Origin of the sequence: Actinoplanes derwentensis (genome assembly GCF_900104725.1) — a bacterium.
In the GTDB taxonomy this organism is placed as follows: Bacteria; Actinomycetota; Actinomycetes; order Mycobacteriales; family Micromonosporaceae; genus Actinoplanes; species Actinoplanes derwentensis.
In genome coordinates this window covers 9168436-9183523 of the sequence record NZ_LT629758.1, presented here as the reverse complement: position 1 = coordinate 9183523, position 15088 = coordinate 9168436, and the positions used below count along the sequence as shown (strand labels likewise).

At 69.0% G+C, this 15088-nt stretch carries 17 protein-coding genes; 7 read left to right on the top strand and 10 right to left on the bottom strand.

Features of this window, described 5'->3' with window-relative positions:
• Positions 1 to 29: 29 nt before the first annotated feature.
• A complete protein-coding gene (locus BLU81_RS41110) occupies positions 30 to 560 on the bottom strand; it encodes an FMN-binding protein (RefSeq protein WP_092554216.1) in 531 nt (176 codons plus the stop codon).
• A gap of 60 nt (positions 561 to 620) precedes the next feature.
• Positions 621 to 2240 (bottom strand): ferredoxin reductase family protein, encoded by a 1620-nt coding sequence (locus BLU81_RS41105; RefSeq protein WP_231953751.1) that lies wholly within the window; start codon positions 2238 to 2240, stop codon positions 621 to 623.
• Positions 2241 to 2387: 147 nt separating this feature from the next.
• Between BLU81_RS41105 and cbiE the strand changes: the two genes are divergently transcribed.
• From cbiE to BLU81_RS41090, 3 genes are read left to right on the top strand one after another with little or no spacing between them, the layout of a single operon-like run.
• A complete protein-coding gene (gene cbiE, locus BLU81_RS41100; RefSeq protein WP_092554210.1) occupies positions 2388 to 3596 on the top strand; it encodes a precorrin-6y C5,15-methyltransferase (decarboxylating) subunit CbiE in 1209 nt (402 codons plus the stop codon).
• Entirely contained in the window at positions 3593 to 4402 is an 810-nt protein-coding gene (gene cobM / locus BLU81_RS41095; protein ID WP_092554207.1) for a precorrin-4 C(11)-methyltransferase, read from the top strand. The genes cbiE and cobM overlap by 4 nt, the downstream gene beginning before the upstream one ends.
• Complete coding sequence (locus BLU81_RS41090; protein WP_092554204.1) at positions 4399 to 5124, top strand: cobalt-precorrin-6A reductase; 726 nt, start codon at positions 4399 to 4401, stop codon at positions 5122 to 5124. Before cobM ends, BLU81_RS41090 begins: the two co-directional genes overlap by 4 nt.
• Positions 5125 to 5264: 140 nt before the next feature.
• Here the strand turns inward: BLU81_RS41090 and BLU81_RS41085 are convergent, their stop codons facing one another.
• The gene (locus tag BLU81_RS41085; protein WP_092554201.1) at positions 5265 to 5666 is read right to left on the bottom strand and encodes a winged helix-turn-helix transcriptional regulator; all 402 of its coding nucleotides are present in this window, start codon (positions 5664 to 5666) and stop codon (positions 5265 to 5267) included.
• 78 nt (positions 5667 to 5744) lie between these two features.
• Here BLU81_RS41085 and BLU81_RS41080 point away from each other — a divergent pair, with 78 nt between their 5' ends.
• Together BLU81_RS41080 and BLU81_RS52170 are read left to right on the top strand one after the other, a co-directional pair.
• Positions 5745 to 6674, top strand: coding sequence for an NADP-dependent oxidoreductase (locus BLU81_RS41080; protein ID WP_092554198.1), 930 nt, complete (start codon positions 5745 to 5747; stop codon positions 6672 to 6674).
• Between the two features lie 116 nt (positions 6675 to 6790).
• A complete protein-coding gene (locus BLU81_RS52170; RefSeq protein WP_231953750.1) occupies positions 6791 to 7315 on the top strand; it encodes a transposase in 525 nt (174 codons plus the stop codon).
• On the opposite strand, the gene BLU81_RS41070 is transcribed toward BLU81_RS52170, so the two are convergent.
• Positions 7285 to 8235 carry a GlxA family transcriptional regulator gene (locus BLU81_RS41070; RefSeq protein WP_092554195.1) on the bottom strand — a complete coding sequence of 317 codons (951 nt, stop codon included), beginning with the start codon at positions 8233 to 8235 and terminating at the stop codon, positions 7285 to 7287. The genes BLU81_RS52170 and BLU81_RS41070 overlap by 31 nt on opposite strands.
• Before the next feature lie 93 nt (positions 8236 to 8328).
• Here BLU81_RS41070 and BLU81_RS51705 point away from each other — a divergent pair, with 93 nt between their 5' ends.
• Entirely contained in the window at positions 8329 to 8451 is a 123-nt protein-coding gene (locus tag BLU81_RS51705) for a hypothetical protein (protein ID WP_269460966.1), read from the top strand.
• Positions 8452 to 8470: 19 nt separating this feature from the next.
• Here the strand turns inward: BLU81_RS51705 and BLU81_RS41065 are convergent, their stop codons facing one another.
• Positions 8471 to 10225, bottom strand: a complete 1755-nt coding sequence (locus BLU81_RS41065; RefSeq protein ID WP_092554192.1) for an alpha/beta hydrolase — start codon at positions 10223 to 10225, stop codon at positions 8471 to 8473.
• Positions 10226 to 10308: 83 nt separating this feature from the next.
• On the opposite strand from BLU81_RS41065, the gene BLU81_RS41060 reads away from it, so the two are divergent.
• On the top strand, positions 10309 to 11475 hold the full coding sequence (locus BLU81_RS41060; RefSeq protein ID WP_092554189.1) for a hypothetical protein: 1167 nt from the start codon (positions 10309 to 10311) through the stop codon (positions 11473 to 11475).
• 3 nt (positions 11476 to 11478) lie between these two features.
• On the opposite strand, the gene BLU81_RS41055 is transcribed toward BLU81_RS41060, so the two are convergent.
• The 5 genes from BLU81_RS41055 to BLU81_RS41035 form a co-directional block, all read right to left on the bottom strand.
• The gene (locus BLU81_RS41055; RefSeq protein WP_092554186.1) at positions 11479 to 11928 is read right to left on the bottom strand and encodes a YdeI/OmpD-associated family protein; all 450 of its coding nucleotides are present in this window, start codon (positions 11926 to 11928) and stop codon (positions 11479 to 11481) included.
• Between the two features lie 33 nt (positions 11929 to 11961).
• On the bottom strand, positions 11962 to 12363 hold the full coding sequence (locus tag BLU81_RS41050) for a PIN domain-containing protein (RefSeq protein ID WP_092554183.1): 402 nt from the start codon (positions 12361 to 12363) through the stop codon (positions 11962 to 11964).
• Positions 12364 to 12372: 9 nt separating this feature from the next.
• Positions 12373 to 12576, bottom strand: coding sequence for a hypothetical protein (locus BLU81_RS41045; RefSeq protein WP_092554180.1), 204 nt, complete (start codon positions 12574 to 12576; stop codon positions 12373 to 12375).
• Between the two features lie 91 nt (positions 12577 to 12667).
• The gene (locus BLU81_RS41040) at positions 12668 to 13222 is read right to left on the bottom strand and encodes a GNAT family N-acetyltransferase (protein ID WP_373873315.1); all 555 of its coding nucleotides are present in this window, start codon (positions 13220 to 13222) and stop codon (positions 12668 to 12670) included.
• Positions 13219 to 15027: a penicillin acylase family protein gene (locus tag BLU81_RS41035; RefSeq protein ID WP_092554177.1), complete on the bottom strand. Its 1809-nt coding sequence runs from the start codon at positions 15025 to 15027 to the stop codon at positions 13219 to 13221. The genes BLU81_RS41040 and BLU81_RS41035 overlap by 4 nt, the downstream gene beginning before the upstream one ends.
• Positions 15028 to 15088 lie beyond the last annotated feature (61 nt).

Genomic DNA, 15088 nt, shown 5'->3' with positions numbered 1-15088 from the left:
CTCTTCGACGTGGCGCACGGAACCGAACCTTACGCGCCGGCCTTGTCCAGGGCACTCTGCAGTGAGGTGGCGTACGACGCGCTGGTGAAGGTGGCTCCGGAGACGGCGTCGACGTCGGCGCTCTGTGCCTTGAGCGCGGAGGCGTTGAGGGTCTTCACCGCATTCGGGTTGATCGTGCCGCTGAAACCGTCGGTGGGGTACGTCGAGTCGGCCGCCGTGACCTTGCCACCGCTGACCTTGATGGTGACCTGCATCGTGCCGTACGCGTTCTGCACGGCCTTGCCTTTGTAGGTGCCGGCTTTGAGGCCTTCCTCAGCGGGCTCCTCGGCCTTCTCGTCAGCCTTCTCGTCGGTCTTCGCACCGCCGGCGGGCTTCTTGGTGCCGCTCGCCTCGGGTTCGGCCGTCGAGTCCGAGGCCTCGTCGATCTCCGGCTCCTCGGCGACGCTGTCGGCCGCGGCGGCGTTCACCGGGACTGCCGCGGGCTGCACGCTGAGGCGGACACCCAGGATGAGGGCCGCGCCGGTGAGGGTGCCGACAGCTGCTGCGGTACTACGTCGCATCGGGAGAACTCCAGTTCATTGGGGGACGGGAGGTTCGTGAAAAAGTCAGGGAACCGGGGGTCAGAACTCGAAGGGGTCCAGGTGGAGCTGACTGTCCGGGACGTCGAGTTCCTTGAGGGTGTCGACGGCCGCGTTGACCAGTCCGGGCGGGCCGCACAGATAGACGTCGCGCCGGTTCACGTCGGGCACCAGTCCACGCAGTCCTTCGGGGGTGAACAGCCGGCGCGGGCCCGGGTCGTTGCGGCCGCCGACGATGTAGCGCACCCAGGCGTCCCGCTCTTCGGCCAGTTCCTCCAGCTCGGTGCGGAAGACCAGTTCGTCGGGGCGGCTCGCCCGGTAGATCACGATGGTGTCGGCCGGCATGTCCTCGAGCAGGGCCCGGATCGGGGCGATGCCACTGCCACCGGCGATCAGCAGGGCCCGGCGGCGTGTACGGCGCTCGGCGGTGAAGGTCCCGAAGGGGCCCTCGGCCCAGATCGGGGTGCCGGGGCGCATGGTGGCGAGTTTGCGGGTGTGGCCGCCAGCGATCGTCACGGTCAGGCGCAGCCACTTCGGGTTCGGGGCCGCTGACAGCGAGAACGGGTGCGACTGCCACCAGCCGTTCGCGGTCAGGAACCGCCAGCGCATGAACTGGCCGGCCTGCACCGGCAGCTTGTCGAGGCGCTTGCCCTCGATGTAGATCGAGAACGTGTTGGCACCCTCACCGACCACCTCGGCCACGGTGAACCGGTGCCGCGAGTTGAGCCACAGCGGTTCGACGACCCGGCCCCAGAACAGGGCGGCGATGGTGATGCAGCCGAGCGCCGGCCAGAACACCGAGGCGAACCTGCCGTTCATGTCGGCGCCGGCCGCGATCTGGTGGCCGTAGCCGAGCAGCAGGATGCCGTAGCTGGTCAGGTGGATCAGGTGCCAGAGCTCGTAGTTGAGAACGCTGCGGACGGCCCGGATCGAGATCATCGAGATGAACACCAGCAGACCGGTGGCGATCGTCGCGCTGATCATCTCCGGGAACGTGGTGATCACGGTCCAGCCCTGCTCGACGACGCCGGTGCCGGCGGTGAGCGCGTAGCCGTAGACGATGAAGACCACGTGCGCCACCACGAAGGTCAGCAGCGAGGTGCCCAGCCAGCGATGCCAGCGCAGCAGGTCGCGGGAGCCGACCCACTCCTCCAGCCACGAGACCCGGCTCATCATCAGCAACTGGATGAAGAGCAGGTAACCGCCGATCAGTCCGGTGACCCGGCCCGCGGCGATCATCATGGTGGCGGTGTTGCTGATCGCGCCGGGCTGCGTGTTGAAGAGCCAGAGCGCGATACTGGTGCCCAGGCCGGAGAAGAACAGCAGCACGGTGAAGAGCCGGTTGCCGCTCGTCGACTCGCCGGGCGGGCGCTCGTCCTGGACCGGGACGCCGGTGCCGGCCTTCCAGCCGGTCGCATCGGTCATCGACACCTCGGCGAACTCGCCGCGAGGGTAGTTGTCCGGTGTGGCGTAGGGCTGCCCGTACTGCGGCTGGGCGTACTGCTGCTGCCCGTACTGTTGCTGCTCCTGGGATTCCGGCCAGCTCGGCATGGACGGGTTGTCCCAGCTCGGTCGTGCATCGGCGCGCAGCCCCGAGAAATATCCGTCGTCGTCGGGAAGCTCACGCTGATCCCGGAAGGCCGGAATAGTCAACGTCCTCACCTGCTCAGCAGTCGTCTCACGGCGCCTGCCACCCCATGCGGCCGACGTGACCACCCCGTCCGCGAAGGGGCCGTCACACTGGGGTACGCGCGTCACGCCGTCTTGGCTCAACAAGATCTGAAAATTCCCACGGGTTAGGTTCAGCGCATGCGTACGGAACATCCGGTCACCGTGATCGGCATCGGAGCCGGTGGGTGGCCTGATCTCTCCGGTTCGGCCCAGCGGGCCCTGACCGAGGCGGAGGTGGTCCTCGGCGGCCACCGCCAACTCGGCCTGCTGCCCGCCGAGGTGGACGGCCGCCGTGTCCCGTGGCCGTCACCGCTGGTCCCGGCCCTGCCCGGACTGATCGAGGCGGAGCGGGGCCGCCGGGTGTGTGTGCTCGCCAGCGGCGATCCCATGTTCCACGGCATCGGCACCACATTGACCAGGGTGATCGGTGCCGAGCGGATGCGCGTACTGCCGCATCCGTCGTCGGTGTCGCTGGCCGCGGCCCGGCTGGGCTGGGATCTCGCCGCCACCGACGTCGTGACCTTGGTCACCGCTCCGGTCGAGACCCTGCATCGGGTGATCAACCCCGGCCGCCGGATCCTGGTCCTGTCGGCCGGGGCCCAGACCCCGGCGGCTGTCGCCGCGATTCTGACCCAGCGGGGGTACGGGGACAGCGAGCTCACCGTTCTGGAACAACTCGGCGGGCCGGGTGAACGTGTCGTCACCGGCACCGCGGACGGCTGGGTCCTCCCGCCCGGCGATCCGCTCAACGTCGTCGCGATCGACTGCGCCGACGGCCCGGAGCTGCCGGTGGTAACCGGACTCGACGACGCGGCCTATCAGGGCGACGGTCAACTGACCAAACGGGAGGTCCGGGCAGTGACGCTGGCTGCGCTCGCTCCCGCGCCCGGGCGGCTGCTGTGGGACGTCGGCGCCGGATCCGGCAGCATCGGCATCGAGTGGGCGCGCGCCCACCCGTCCTGCCGAGTGATCGCGATCGAGTCCTCGGCCGACCGGATCGCCACGATCACCACCAACGCGGCCGCGCTCGGCGTCCCCGGACTTCGGGTCGTGCACGGCCGCGCCCCGGACGCCCTGGCCGGGTTGCCACAACCGGACACGATCTTCATTGGAGGCGGCTTGACCCGCGACGGCGTGCTGGACCGTTGTCTCGACGCGCTGCGGCCCGGTGGGCGCCTGGTGGCGAACGCGGTGACCGTCGAGTCGGAGGCCGTCGTGGCCGCCGGCTACGCGCGGTTCGGCGGCGAACTGACCCGGATCACGGTGCAGCGCGGATCACCGGTCGGCGGATTCACCGGCTGGCGCTCGTTCATGCCGGTGACGATCTGGTCGGTGGTGCCTCGATGACCGTCCACTTCATCGGTGCCGGACCCGGCGCCGCCGATCTGATCACCCTGCGCGGGCACCGGATCATCGCGGCGTCGCCGGTCTGCCTCTACGCGGGCAGTCTCGTTCCGGCCGAGTTGCTGGATGCCTGCCCGCCCGGCGCCCGCAAGATCGACACCGCGAACCTGAACCTCGACGAGATCATCACCGAGATGGTGACCGCGCACGGACTCGGCCGGGACGTGGCCCGCCTGCACTCCGGTGACCCGTCGGTGTTCAGCGCCGTCGCCGAACAGATGCGGCGGCTCGACGCGGCCGGTGTCCCCTACGACGTGACCCCCGGGGTGCCCGCGTTCGCCGCCGCCGCCGCGGCCCTGGCCAGGGAATTCACCGTCCCCGAAGTGGCACAGACCGTCATTCTGACCCGCACCGCAGAACGGGCCACCGCCATGCCGCCCGGCGAGGACCTGGCCACTCTCGGCGCCAGCCGGGCCACCATGGTGCTGCACCTGGCCGTCCAGCGGATCGAGGCGGTGGTCGGCGAACTCGTCGGCAACTACGGCGCGGACTGCCCGGTCGCGGTGGTCGCCCGGGCCTCCCGGCCCGACGAGGTCATTCTTCGCGGCACCCTCGCGGACATCACGGCGAAAGTGCACCAGGCGGGCGTACGCCGGACCGCGGTCATCGTCGTCGGCGCCGCCCTGACCGCCGGCCAGTTCCCCGACAGCCACCTCTACTCCACCACCCGCCACCGCTCCGCCACCCGAACGCCGTCGCCGTCGCCGGATCTTGGTTTCTCGTCGACGGCTGATCCGGGGCGTTCGTGAAGGTGCTGGTCCTCGGCGGGACCACCGAGGCGCGGCGGCTCGCCGGGCTGATCCACGGTGAGTTCGCCGTCGTCAGTTCGCTGGCCGGGCGGACCAGTGCACCGCTGTTGCCCGCCGGGGAGGTACGGATCGGCGGATTCGGCGGAGCCACCGGGCTCGCCGGATATCTGCGGGACACCGGCGTCGGCGCGGTCGTCGACGCCACCCATCCGTTCGCGGCGACCATGAGCGGGAACGTGTTCGAGGCGTGCGCCGGCACCGGCGTACCGCTGATGATCCTGCGCAGACCCGCCTGGAGCGCCGGACCGGGCGACGACTGGCACCGCGTCGCGTCCCTGCCCGCCGCCGCCGCCGGTTTGCCCCACCTGGGGCGCCGGGTCTTCCTCACCACCGGCCGTCAGGGACTCCCGGTCTTCGCCGGACTGGACGAGTGCTGGTTCCTGTCCCGTTCCGTCGAAGCGCCCACCGGCGACGTCCCCCGGAACCTGGAGGTACTGCTCGACCGGGGCCCGTTCACCGTTGCGGGGGAACTCGCCATCCTGACCCGGCACCACATCGACGTCCTCGTCACCAAGGACAGCGGCGGCTCCCCCGCGAAGCTCGCCGCCGCCCATGAGCTGGGCATACCCGTCCTGATGGTGAATCGTCCCGCCACTCCACCGGCCCCCGTGGTGGCCACACCGGACGAAGCGGCGGCCTGGCTCCGAACGCTGCGGCGCTGAAACACGACAGCCCTCAGCGCGCCGTGATGCGACGCTCGACGCATGTCAGGCCGAGCCCAGCATGCCGAACTGAACGCCGTTCGCAATCTGACCTCCGGCTCCGGCGGCGGAGCGGTCGAATCGGCCTGAGCCATCTTCGTTCAGTCGCCGTTGGCGTCGTAGCGCACCCGGGCCTTGTGGATCGCGTCGATGTGGGTCTCCGCCCAGGTTTTGATGGACCGCTGGATCGGCAGGAGGCCGTGCCCGAGCGCCGTGAGTTCGTAGTCCACGCGGGGCGGGACCGAAGCGGTCACCGTGCGGACGACCAGGCCGTCGCGTTCCAGCTTCCGCAGTGTCTGAGTGAGCATCTTCTGGCTGGCGCCGGCGATGATCCGGGCGAGTTCGCTGTGCCGTAAGGGTCCGTCCGCCAGGGCACTGACGACGAGAGTCAGCCATTTGTCACTCAACGCCGAGAGCACCTCGTGACCGGCGCATTCGGCGAGGTTAGCGTTGTAGTCCTGTTTGCTGATCTCGCGCTTGTGCCCGGCGCTCATCGTTGCCATCGCGGGTTCCTCCCAGTGCCTCAGGCACTGCGAAGTGCCCTCTGTCTCGATCAACAGCTACCGCCTAGCGTCGCCGTCATGAAGTCAATCATTGTCCGCGCCTCCGGCGGCACCGACGTTCTCGAACTGGCCGATTCACCGAGCCCCGAACCCGGCGTCCGGCAGGTCCGGGTGAAGGTCGTGGCATCCTCGCTCAACCCCATCGATCTGTCCGCCCGGGCCGGTCGCCTCACCGCCGGCGGGCTCATGCCACCGATGAGCCAGTACGGCCTTGGCTGGGACGTAGCCGGGCACGTCGACGCCCTCGGGCCCAGGGCAACCCGGTTCCACGTCGGCGATCCGGTGATCGGACTGCGGGATCTGCTGTTCGCCGGCGGCACGCACGCGGAGTATGTGGTGCTGGACGAGTCGGCTCTTGCTCCCGCGCCGGCATCGGTCCCGCTCACCCATGCGGCCACGCTGCCGCTGAACGCGCTGACGGCCGATCGCGCTCTCGACCTGGCCGGCGTCAAAGCAGGGCAGACTCTGCTGGTCACCGGCGCATCTGGCGGAGTCGGCGGATTCGCCCTCGAACTGGCGAAGCTGCGGGGAGTACGCACCATAGCCCTAGCTCGTCCCAGCGACGCCGACCGCGTCCGGGCGATCGCCTCGCAGGTCGTGACGTCCTCCGATGACCTCGGTCCCGCCGTACGCCGAATCGTTCCCGGGGGCGTGGACGCCGTGATCGACGCCGCGGTCCTCGGCATCACGGCCCACCAGGCGCTGCGCAGCGCTGGCACCTTCGTGGCGCTCGTCGCTCCCTTCGCTCCGCCGCCGATTCGCGGCACTCGCGTCGTCGTTCAGGAGGTCTTCGCCGACGGAGGGCGTCTGGCCGAACTGGCGAGGTTGGTAGACGACGGCACGCTCACCCTGCGCGTCGCACACACGTTCCCGCTCACTCAAGCGCGCGAGGCACACGAGCTTCTGGAGAAAGGCGGCATCGGCGGCCGCATCATCCTCACCCCCTGACGTCTTGGCCGCCCGGCGCGGACGTCACCACGATCACGTGCGCGCAGATCCGGCAGCTCGTCAACCGCCGCACCGCTGTCGGGCAGTGGGAGCCCGGCGACCGCGAGATCCTCATCGTGCTCGACGCCGGCTACGAGGCCCCGCGCATCGCCTGGCTGCTGCGTGACCTACCGATCGAGATCCTCGGCCGGACGCGCTCCGACCGGGTGCTGCGCCGAGCGACCCCGGCCCGCGTCTACCACCCCGAGGGCAGTCGGCCCGCCAGACACGGCGGCGAGTTCGTCTTCGGCGACTCCGCCACCTGGGACACCGAGCAGACGGTCACGCACACCGACACCCGGCTTTACGGCCAGACCCGAGCGCTCGCCCAGGACCTGCGCCGGCCGTGGGAACGCCCGGTGCCGCCGGAGCGGCTCACCCCGGGCCCGGGTGCGGCGGGGGACCCACGCTGGCCACCGGCCAGGCCCATCAACGACCGGCCACTACAAGAAGGGCACCAACCCGCGTCGTACGGGATGAAGAACAAGCTAAGAGCAGGTGGGTCCGGCGTCGCGGGGACTCTCGCGAGGGTGAATGTTCGGCGGGAGGTGTGGGGCGTACCGGAGAAGGGTCAGGGTTTGGTTTTGAAGGTGCTCCGGTAGTTCTGGGGTGTTGTCGACAGGCGCTGGGTGAAGTGGTGGCGGAGCGTCTGGGCGCTGCCGAAACCGGCTCGGTTGGCGATGCTGTCGATGCCCAGGTCGGTGTCTTCGAGGAGGCGGCGGGCCAGTAGGACCCGCTGGTTCGTCAGCCAGTCGTGCGGGGTGGCGCCGGTTTCGGAGCGGAAACGGCGGGCGAACGTGCGGGGGGCCATGTGCACCTGGTCGGCCATCGTGTCGACGGTGTGGGCGCGGTCGAGGGTTTCCAGCACGTGGGTGAGCAGGGGCTGGATGGTCTCGCAGGTGACCGACGAGTGGATGGGTGTCTCGATGTACTGGGCCTGGCCGCCGTCGCGGTGGGGTGGGACGACCATCCGGCGGGCGATCTGGGCGGCGACCGCGGAGCCTTGTTCCTCGCGGATCAGGTGCAGGCCGCAGTCGATGGCGGCGGCGGTTCCGGCGCTGGTCAGGATGTTGTCGTCGACGACGTAGAGGACGCCGGGGTCGACTTTGGCGTCCGGGAACTCGGCGGCCAGCCGGTCGGTGTAGCGCCAGTGGGTGGTGCAGCGGCGGTCGTCGAGCAGACCGGCCCGGCCGAGGGTGAACGCGCCGGTGCAGACACTCATCACCCAGGCGCCGCGGGCATGGGCTCGCTGCAGCACCTGGATCACTTCGGGTGGGGCTTCCCGGGTGTCGTTGGGGGCGATGGCGACCAGATCGGCGGTCTCGGCGAACGTCAGGTCGTGGGTGGGGCTGATGCTGAATCCGGCGTGGCTGGAGACGGGGGCGCCGTCGACGCTGCACACCGCGAACTCGTAACCGGGCAGGCCTTCGGGGGTGCGGTCGTAACCGAACATCTCGCAGAGGACACCGAGTTCGAAGACGGCGACTTCGGCCATGACGATGACGGCGACGCTTCTCAGCATGCGGCCACCCTACCCGCAGGTTGGCAGTTTCTTGAAGGTGTATGGCATTCCTGCCACTGTTCCGGAGCCGGAGACAGGACCACGCTGGAACACATGGGAATCACACTGGTTGTCTTCTTCGCCCTACTATTGATCGCTTCGTTCGCCGGGTTCACCGCGGACAGCCACGACAGCGCCGACTGGAAGCCCAGTAAGGACGGGCGCCGGGCCGCATGAGCCCGGCGCCCTGGACAGGTCAGCGAGTACCGGTGAGAACCGACACCGGCTGCGGCGCCACTACGGGCGGCAGCTTCTTACCGGGAGTGGCCGCCGACATCGTCGACAGGTCGTCGCCCGGTTCCGGTCCCTCACCGGACGACAGGGCCACGGTGAACGGCTGGTGGTCCGCCGCACACTTGGTGCCCTTCGCCGGAACCTTGCCGGTCAGCAGGTAACGGTCGATGGCGTTGGTCGCACAGGCACCCGTGCCGTACGCGGTGTGACCCCAGTTGTTGCTGGTCAGCAGTCGCGAGTTCGGCAGCAGCTTGCTCGACGACACGGACGCGGCGTAGTTCGTCGCCGGGTCCCAGTAGTTGCCGACGATCAGCACCGGAGCCTTGGTCCGCTTGTTGAACGGACCACGATAGGCGTCCTCGTCCTTGACGGTCCACGTGCTGCTCGCGCACTGGACACTCAGCCAGCCCCAGAGCCGGCCGAAGTACGGCGCGTTCAGGTCGCGGGCCGCGGTGTACACCGGCCAGCCGGTGGCGTTCTTCGGGTGCTTGCCGTCGGTGCAGATGACCGCGCTCTGCGCCTCGAAGCTGTTGTCGTACGGGAAGTCGTACCCGTTCTTCTGAGCGGTCAGGTAACGCTTGCGCAGCGACACCTTCGCGGATGCCGCCGCGGATCCACCGGCCTGCAGCCCGGCGACCTCGGCGGCGATCGCGGTGACCGACTCACCGGCGTACGGCGAGTACATGGCGCTCAGCAGCGCACCCACGAAGTCCGCGTAGGTGATGGTGAACTTGCCGTACTCGTCCTCGACGACCAGCGGCTTGGCCCGCAGTTTCGCGGCCACCTTCTTGAAGTTGGTGACCGGGTTGCCGGCCGCGAACGAACAGTACTGCTCGCCGGCGGCGTCGCAGCGCTTCAGGATCTCCCACAGAGCCTTGGTGGCACCGTTGGCCGACTTCATCCGCGCGTCCAGGATCTTGCTGCCACTGCTGCCGGTACCGGCCCACTGCCGCGGGTCGATGTTGCCGTCGATGGCGATGGCCCGGAAACGGTCCGGGAACAGGTTGGCGTAGTACTGGCCGAGGGCGGTGCCGTAGCTGAAGCCCAGGTAGGTCAGCTTCTTGTCACCGACGGCACGGCGCATCAGCTCCATGTCACGGGCCACCTCGGACGTGGACATCGCGCCGGCGAGCGTCTTGCCGGTGGACGAGCAGGACTTGCCGAACGACTTCGCGCCGCTGATGTAGCGCTGCTCCTGCTTCTTGCCGAGCGGGAACGCCACGTTCATCTTGTTGAAGACCGCGGTCTGGTCCTTGACCGACTTGAAGCACTTGATGTTGGCGCTGCTGCCGATGCCCCGCGGGTCGACGCCGACGACGTCGAAACGCGCCAGCACCGAGTCGCTGAGGAACAGCGGAGCGTCCAGCGCCATCATCGTGGCCGAACCACCGGGGCCACCCGGGTTGACGAACAGACTGCCGATCTTGGTCTTCTGGTTCTTCGCCTTGACCCGGAGGATCGCGATCTCGGTTTTCGCGCCCTTCGGTTTGTCGTAGTCGAGCGGAACCTTCACCGTCGCGCACTCGGCGGTCTGGTAGCACTTGTACCAGCCGAGCTTCGGCGTCGGCAGCTTGTCCAGACGGCGGCGCTCGGCCGCGCTGGTCGTCGCCGGCTTCCCAGCCGCCTGGGCGCTCGACGGCACCGCGACGGCCCCGGCGATGGCGACGGCGGCACTCAGCACACCGGCGGCCAGGAAACGCGATCGTTTAAACGGCATTCATCTCCCCCTTTGATCGAAGACGTTCGCATCGTAGAGGGGCGATGCCAGCCGACCGGCGAAGTATTTGGCACAGTGGACGGATGCTGAGCAACGTCGACCTGCCCGCTCCCGGACTTCTCTGGACCCGCTGGGCGACGCTGAGCGCCACCTACGCGGCTCTCGGCCGGCCCGGCACCTGGTCGATCGACGAACTCGGCGCCGGACGGCAGGACGACGACGGCAGTTGGGCCCGGTTCGCGCTGCTCGACGGCCGCCGCGCGGTGCTCTGGGGGCACAGCCTCCAGGAGAGCGCCACCACCCGGCTCGAACCGGCGCTGGACCTGCTCACCGGCGCCCCCGACTGGCTGCCCTGGGACACGCTGTCGCCGCTGGCCGAACGTGACCGGCTCGGTTTTGTGATCTGGCACGAGAGTGGCCGCTGGTCCCGGGTCCGCTACCCGGCCGGTCTGCCCGACGGCATGACCGAGATGGCCGGGCCGCTGCTCACCGCGGAGAGCACGATCGTCGCGCTCAGCCGGTACGGCCCCCGGCAGGCCGCCGAACAACTGCTCGCCGCCGCGGTCCGGGCCGACCTGACCGGCGCGCACTTCACCGACCTGCTGACCGAGATCCTCACCGACACCCCGCCGGACATCGGCGCGGCCCTCGACGGCGCCCGGCGTGGCGGCCTCCTGCCCGGCAGCGCCGCACCCCGGATCCGGCCCGGCCGGCGGCCGCCGATGCGCCGGGTCCGGCAACTCAGCCAGGGCGAACACGACCGGCTGGTGTGGGCGGCCATGCGGGACTCCCCCGAACTGTCCCGCCCGGCCCCGCCCACCACCGCCGAACTCGACACCCTGGTCGGCTGGCTGCAGGACCGTTCCCCGGACGGTGACGGGCGGTGCTCGCTGCTCGCCTACGCCGACGCCACCAGCTTCAGCGCCCAGCCCGGCGACCGTCCGCCCGCTGATCGGCTCGACGAGGAGCGGTACGCGGCGTTCCGGCGGCTCACCGAACTGGTCCGGGCGCTGCGCCGAGCCGAATCCGACCCGCGGTACGGCCGGTGGCTGTTCCTGCGAGTGGAGACCAGCGCCACCGGGGTCAACATCGAACGCCGCTACGACTCCTGGCCGGTGTGGTGGCACGACGACGGCGTGTCCGGGCCGTGGCGCACCAACCTGCAGGAGGAGATGGACGGGCGGCTACCGGCGTACCGGCCGGCCTGGGCGACGCTGCTCGACCCGGAGGTGGCCTTCCGCCCGCTGTGAACGTCAGCGGGCCTTACCGGCGCGCAGCAGGTCGAGGGACTTCGCGAGCCGCCGGGAGCGAGTCTCCGGGGTCTTCGCCGAGGTCAACTGATCGGCGTGCCAGCGCTGATTGCTGGGCGACACGGTGTCCCAGAAGGCTTTGGCGCCCGGTTCGGCGGCAAGGGCCACGGCGAGATCTTCGGGCACTTCGATGGTACGGGGGACCTCGTCCAGCGTGATCCGCAGTTCGTAGACCTGCCCGCCTTCGAGCCCACCGGCCGTCCGCCGCTCGGCGCTCACGCCGAGCCAGTAGGCCCCGCCCATCTTCGCGATCGACGACCGGAACTCGAAGTCCCCGACCTCGACGACGACTTTGGGCCGCCCACCCCCGCCGAGCCCGGCAACCAGGTCGTCAGGAATCTGAAAGCCGGTGGTGGTCCCCCCGGTCTTCTGCAACTCACCCCGGAACTCCATGCCCGAGACGATAGCCAACCGGGGGGACTCGGATCAGGCGGTCACGATCTCAAGCCCGTGATGAATGCGAAAGTCGTCGAAATCCTTCACGTTGAGAGTCGCCAACGGCAGGTCGTGTGCGAGGCAACAGGAGGCGACCCACATATCGTTCATCGGGCGTGGCCTGCCTCGGGACTTCGCAGCGAACGAGAGCCTCGCATAGGTCTGCGCCACCAGCGGATCGCCCGGCAACGTCGGAACATCAATGAACCACCGATCGAACTGGGCACGCTTCCACGAACCCCAATTCCGACCGAATGTCCATTCCAGAAGTTCGGCTTGACCAACGAATGTCAGCACCGGACTGCGGCCAGCAAGCTTTGCGGCAAGCGCCGACGGTAGCCGGCGCTTGATCTCCGCGGATGCGACATCGGTATCGTAGACAATGGGACGCATCGGTACTGATCAGCCAAAATTCTTCTGACGCTCAGCGCGGTACCAGCTGAGGAACTCGTCGAGTCCCTCAGCTGTTTCGAAGACATCCGGGGCAGAAGCGGCCCACTCCTCGGCCGTCAGCAACGGCTTGCCCCACTGCCTGAGGAACTGCTCGAAGGGTGTGAAACCGCCTTCGTCGCGGGACGGGATGGGGTTGGTGCTACTCGCACTCATGGGTGCCTCCCGCAGGAGTCTTGTTGTCATGAGACCAGTGTGACAACGCATCTGGTCTCGTATCAACCCTACTCCCCCGATGGAGGAACTTTCACTCTTTTGGATTTTCGAAACGGGACCTGTCCAGGAATGTCAATCTTGCCTGCTTGTGGCCCATGTCGATGATCGGGCCCAGGGTGAAACCCTCGCGCTGCAAGCGGGTGATCATGCGGTCGTTGCGGATGTCCGGCTCGGCGATCAGCCGGGTTCGGGACGGGTCGGTGAACAGGTGCCGGAGCAGGGCCGGGAAGACCATGCTCGTCACGTGCGGCAGTTTTCGGTCGCCGGCGTCGAGGAGCAGGTGCAGGCCGAAGTCGCCGGGCTGGACCTCGTAGCATTCGGCGACCGGGTCGAGGGCAGGCTGGTAGGTCTGGAAGATCCCGATCGCGTGGTCGTCGAGCAGCAGCAGGTAGGCGTGGTGACTGTCCAGGCTGTCGACGAAGGCGTAGATCTCGGACACCTGCTCGACGCTGTGTTCGGGCATGCCCCAGAAGCGGTTGCGTTCCTTCACCACCCAGGAGTGCACCAGTGGCGCATGGGCCACCGGGTCGAGCGGGATCATCACCAGCTCGCCCAGGCCGGGCAACTTCTCCGAAAAGGCGATCATGAAAAGCTCCCGTCGAAGGTGAGCAGGTCCCAGTCGGTGACCAACTCGATGAGCGTGCCCGCGGTCCAATGCGGCAACTGGTCCAGGAAGTGTGGTGACGACGGGTCGTCGGAGGCGCCGAACGGCACCACCCACCGGCTGCGGGACCGGTCGGTGACGTCCCAGACGTACCGGGCGACCGGCCCGCGCCAGCACAGGTCACTGACGCCCGGCACGCTGGAGGTGTTGAGCACACAGTCGGCCGATCCACTCAACTCCACGTTGGGGACGACCGCGTCGAGCCCGGGCAGCTGGATCGGGTGGAGCAGATGCCGTTCCCCCCACGCCGACGATTCCCCGGAGTCGAGCGGGACCAGGGCGGACGGGTCCAGGCCCAGCCCGCCGAGCACCCCGTCGAGGGCGATGCCGATGCGGGCGCGCGGGTCGGTCCACGGCGCGAAGAGCGGATCGTGGCCGCTCGGTGTGAAGAGCGGCTGCAAAGCGGGCAGGTCGCACAGCGCCCGGGCCACCGCGGTCCGCCGGGCCATCCGCGCCCCGGCTTCCAGGGATGAGGCGGGCAGGGCGGTGTCCATGTGGATCCGCTCGTGGGTGACACCTTCGTCGAGCAGTGCCCGGATGCGGCGGGCCCGGCCGGGCGGGGCGAAGTCCACGCCGTAGGGGGCGGTGTCCGGCCGCCGGTCGTTGGCGTTGACCGCTGACTCGACGTCGGCCCGGAACATCGGCGCCCAGCCCGGTTTCCACTGGTGGCGTGGTTCCCAGGCGGGCACCGGGACGAGTTGGTTGCGGTCGTCGCGCTGCGGCACCCGCCCGACCGTCAGCTGCCGGGTACGGCCGGTGGAGTCGCTGGTGAGGACACTGTTGACCGGTTCGACCCAGCGGGACAACGCGTCCGCCACGTCGTCCACGGTCGTCGCGTGCAACAACGGCAGCAGGGCGTCGAAACCCAGATCAAAATCGGCCCTTGCGGGGGTACGAAGACTCAGAGTCCCGTCGATGACCGGCCCACGAGCCGTCTCCATGATGTCCACGACGACCGTTTCGGCGTCCCGTACGACAATCGTCTCCTGATGGGTGACCACCGGCTCCCAGCCGGTCGCGCCGCGTGCCTCCAGCCCCGCCTCGCCCGCGCGGATCTCCTCGATGAAGAGGTCCTGATAATCGGCCATCGCGTTGGTGATCGCCCAGGCCACCGAACCGGTGTGCCCGAAGTGCTGCACGCCGGGGACGCCGGGGAAGGTCAGCCCGGCGACGTCGAAGGACGGGCAGGCGAGGCGGATCTGCTGGTAGACGCCGGGCAGTTCGAGCAGCCGATGGGGATCACCGGCGATCTGGCCGCCGAGGGTCCAGGCGTTGCTGCCGGAGCCGCCGGGGCCTTCGATCGCGAACCAGTCCAGCGCTTCGGGCCCGAGGGTCTTCCCGACGTGCGCCCGCCACAGTTTGTTGCCGAACGTCCCGAACAGGATGTGCTGCACCAGGAAGACCCCGTAGGACGACCACGGATGCCATTCGATACCACCGGCGCGAACGCCATCAGCGAACGCCTCGACCCAGCGCTTGGTGGATACATCCGAATTCTCGTAACACCGGCGTGCGGTGTCGTCGAGCCGGGCCCGCCGGGCGAAACGGTCCCAGCCCAGCTCGGCGGCACCGGCTGTCTCGGCGAGCCGGCCCTCCGAGCGACGGCGTTCCACCTCGATCTGGCGGCCCCGATCGATAGCGGTCACCCGCCCCTGGAGCCAGGCCAGGTCGAGGACCGAGCCGGCCCGCAGGTGCGGGATCCCGTGGCTGTCGCGGTAGAGCTTCATGCCATCACCTACGCTTCGCTCCGGCGCTGCCATGCATTACACCTGTGCTGAATGATTCGCT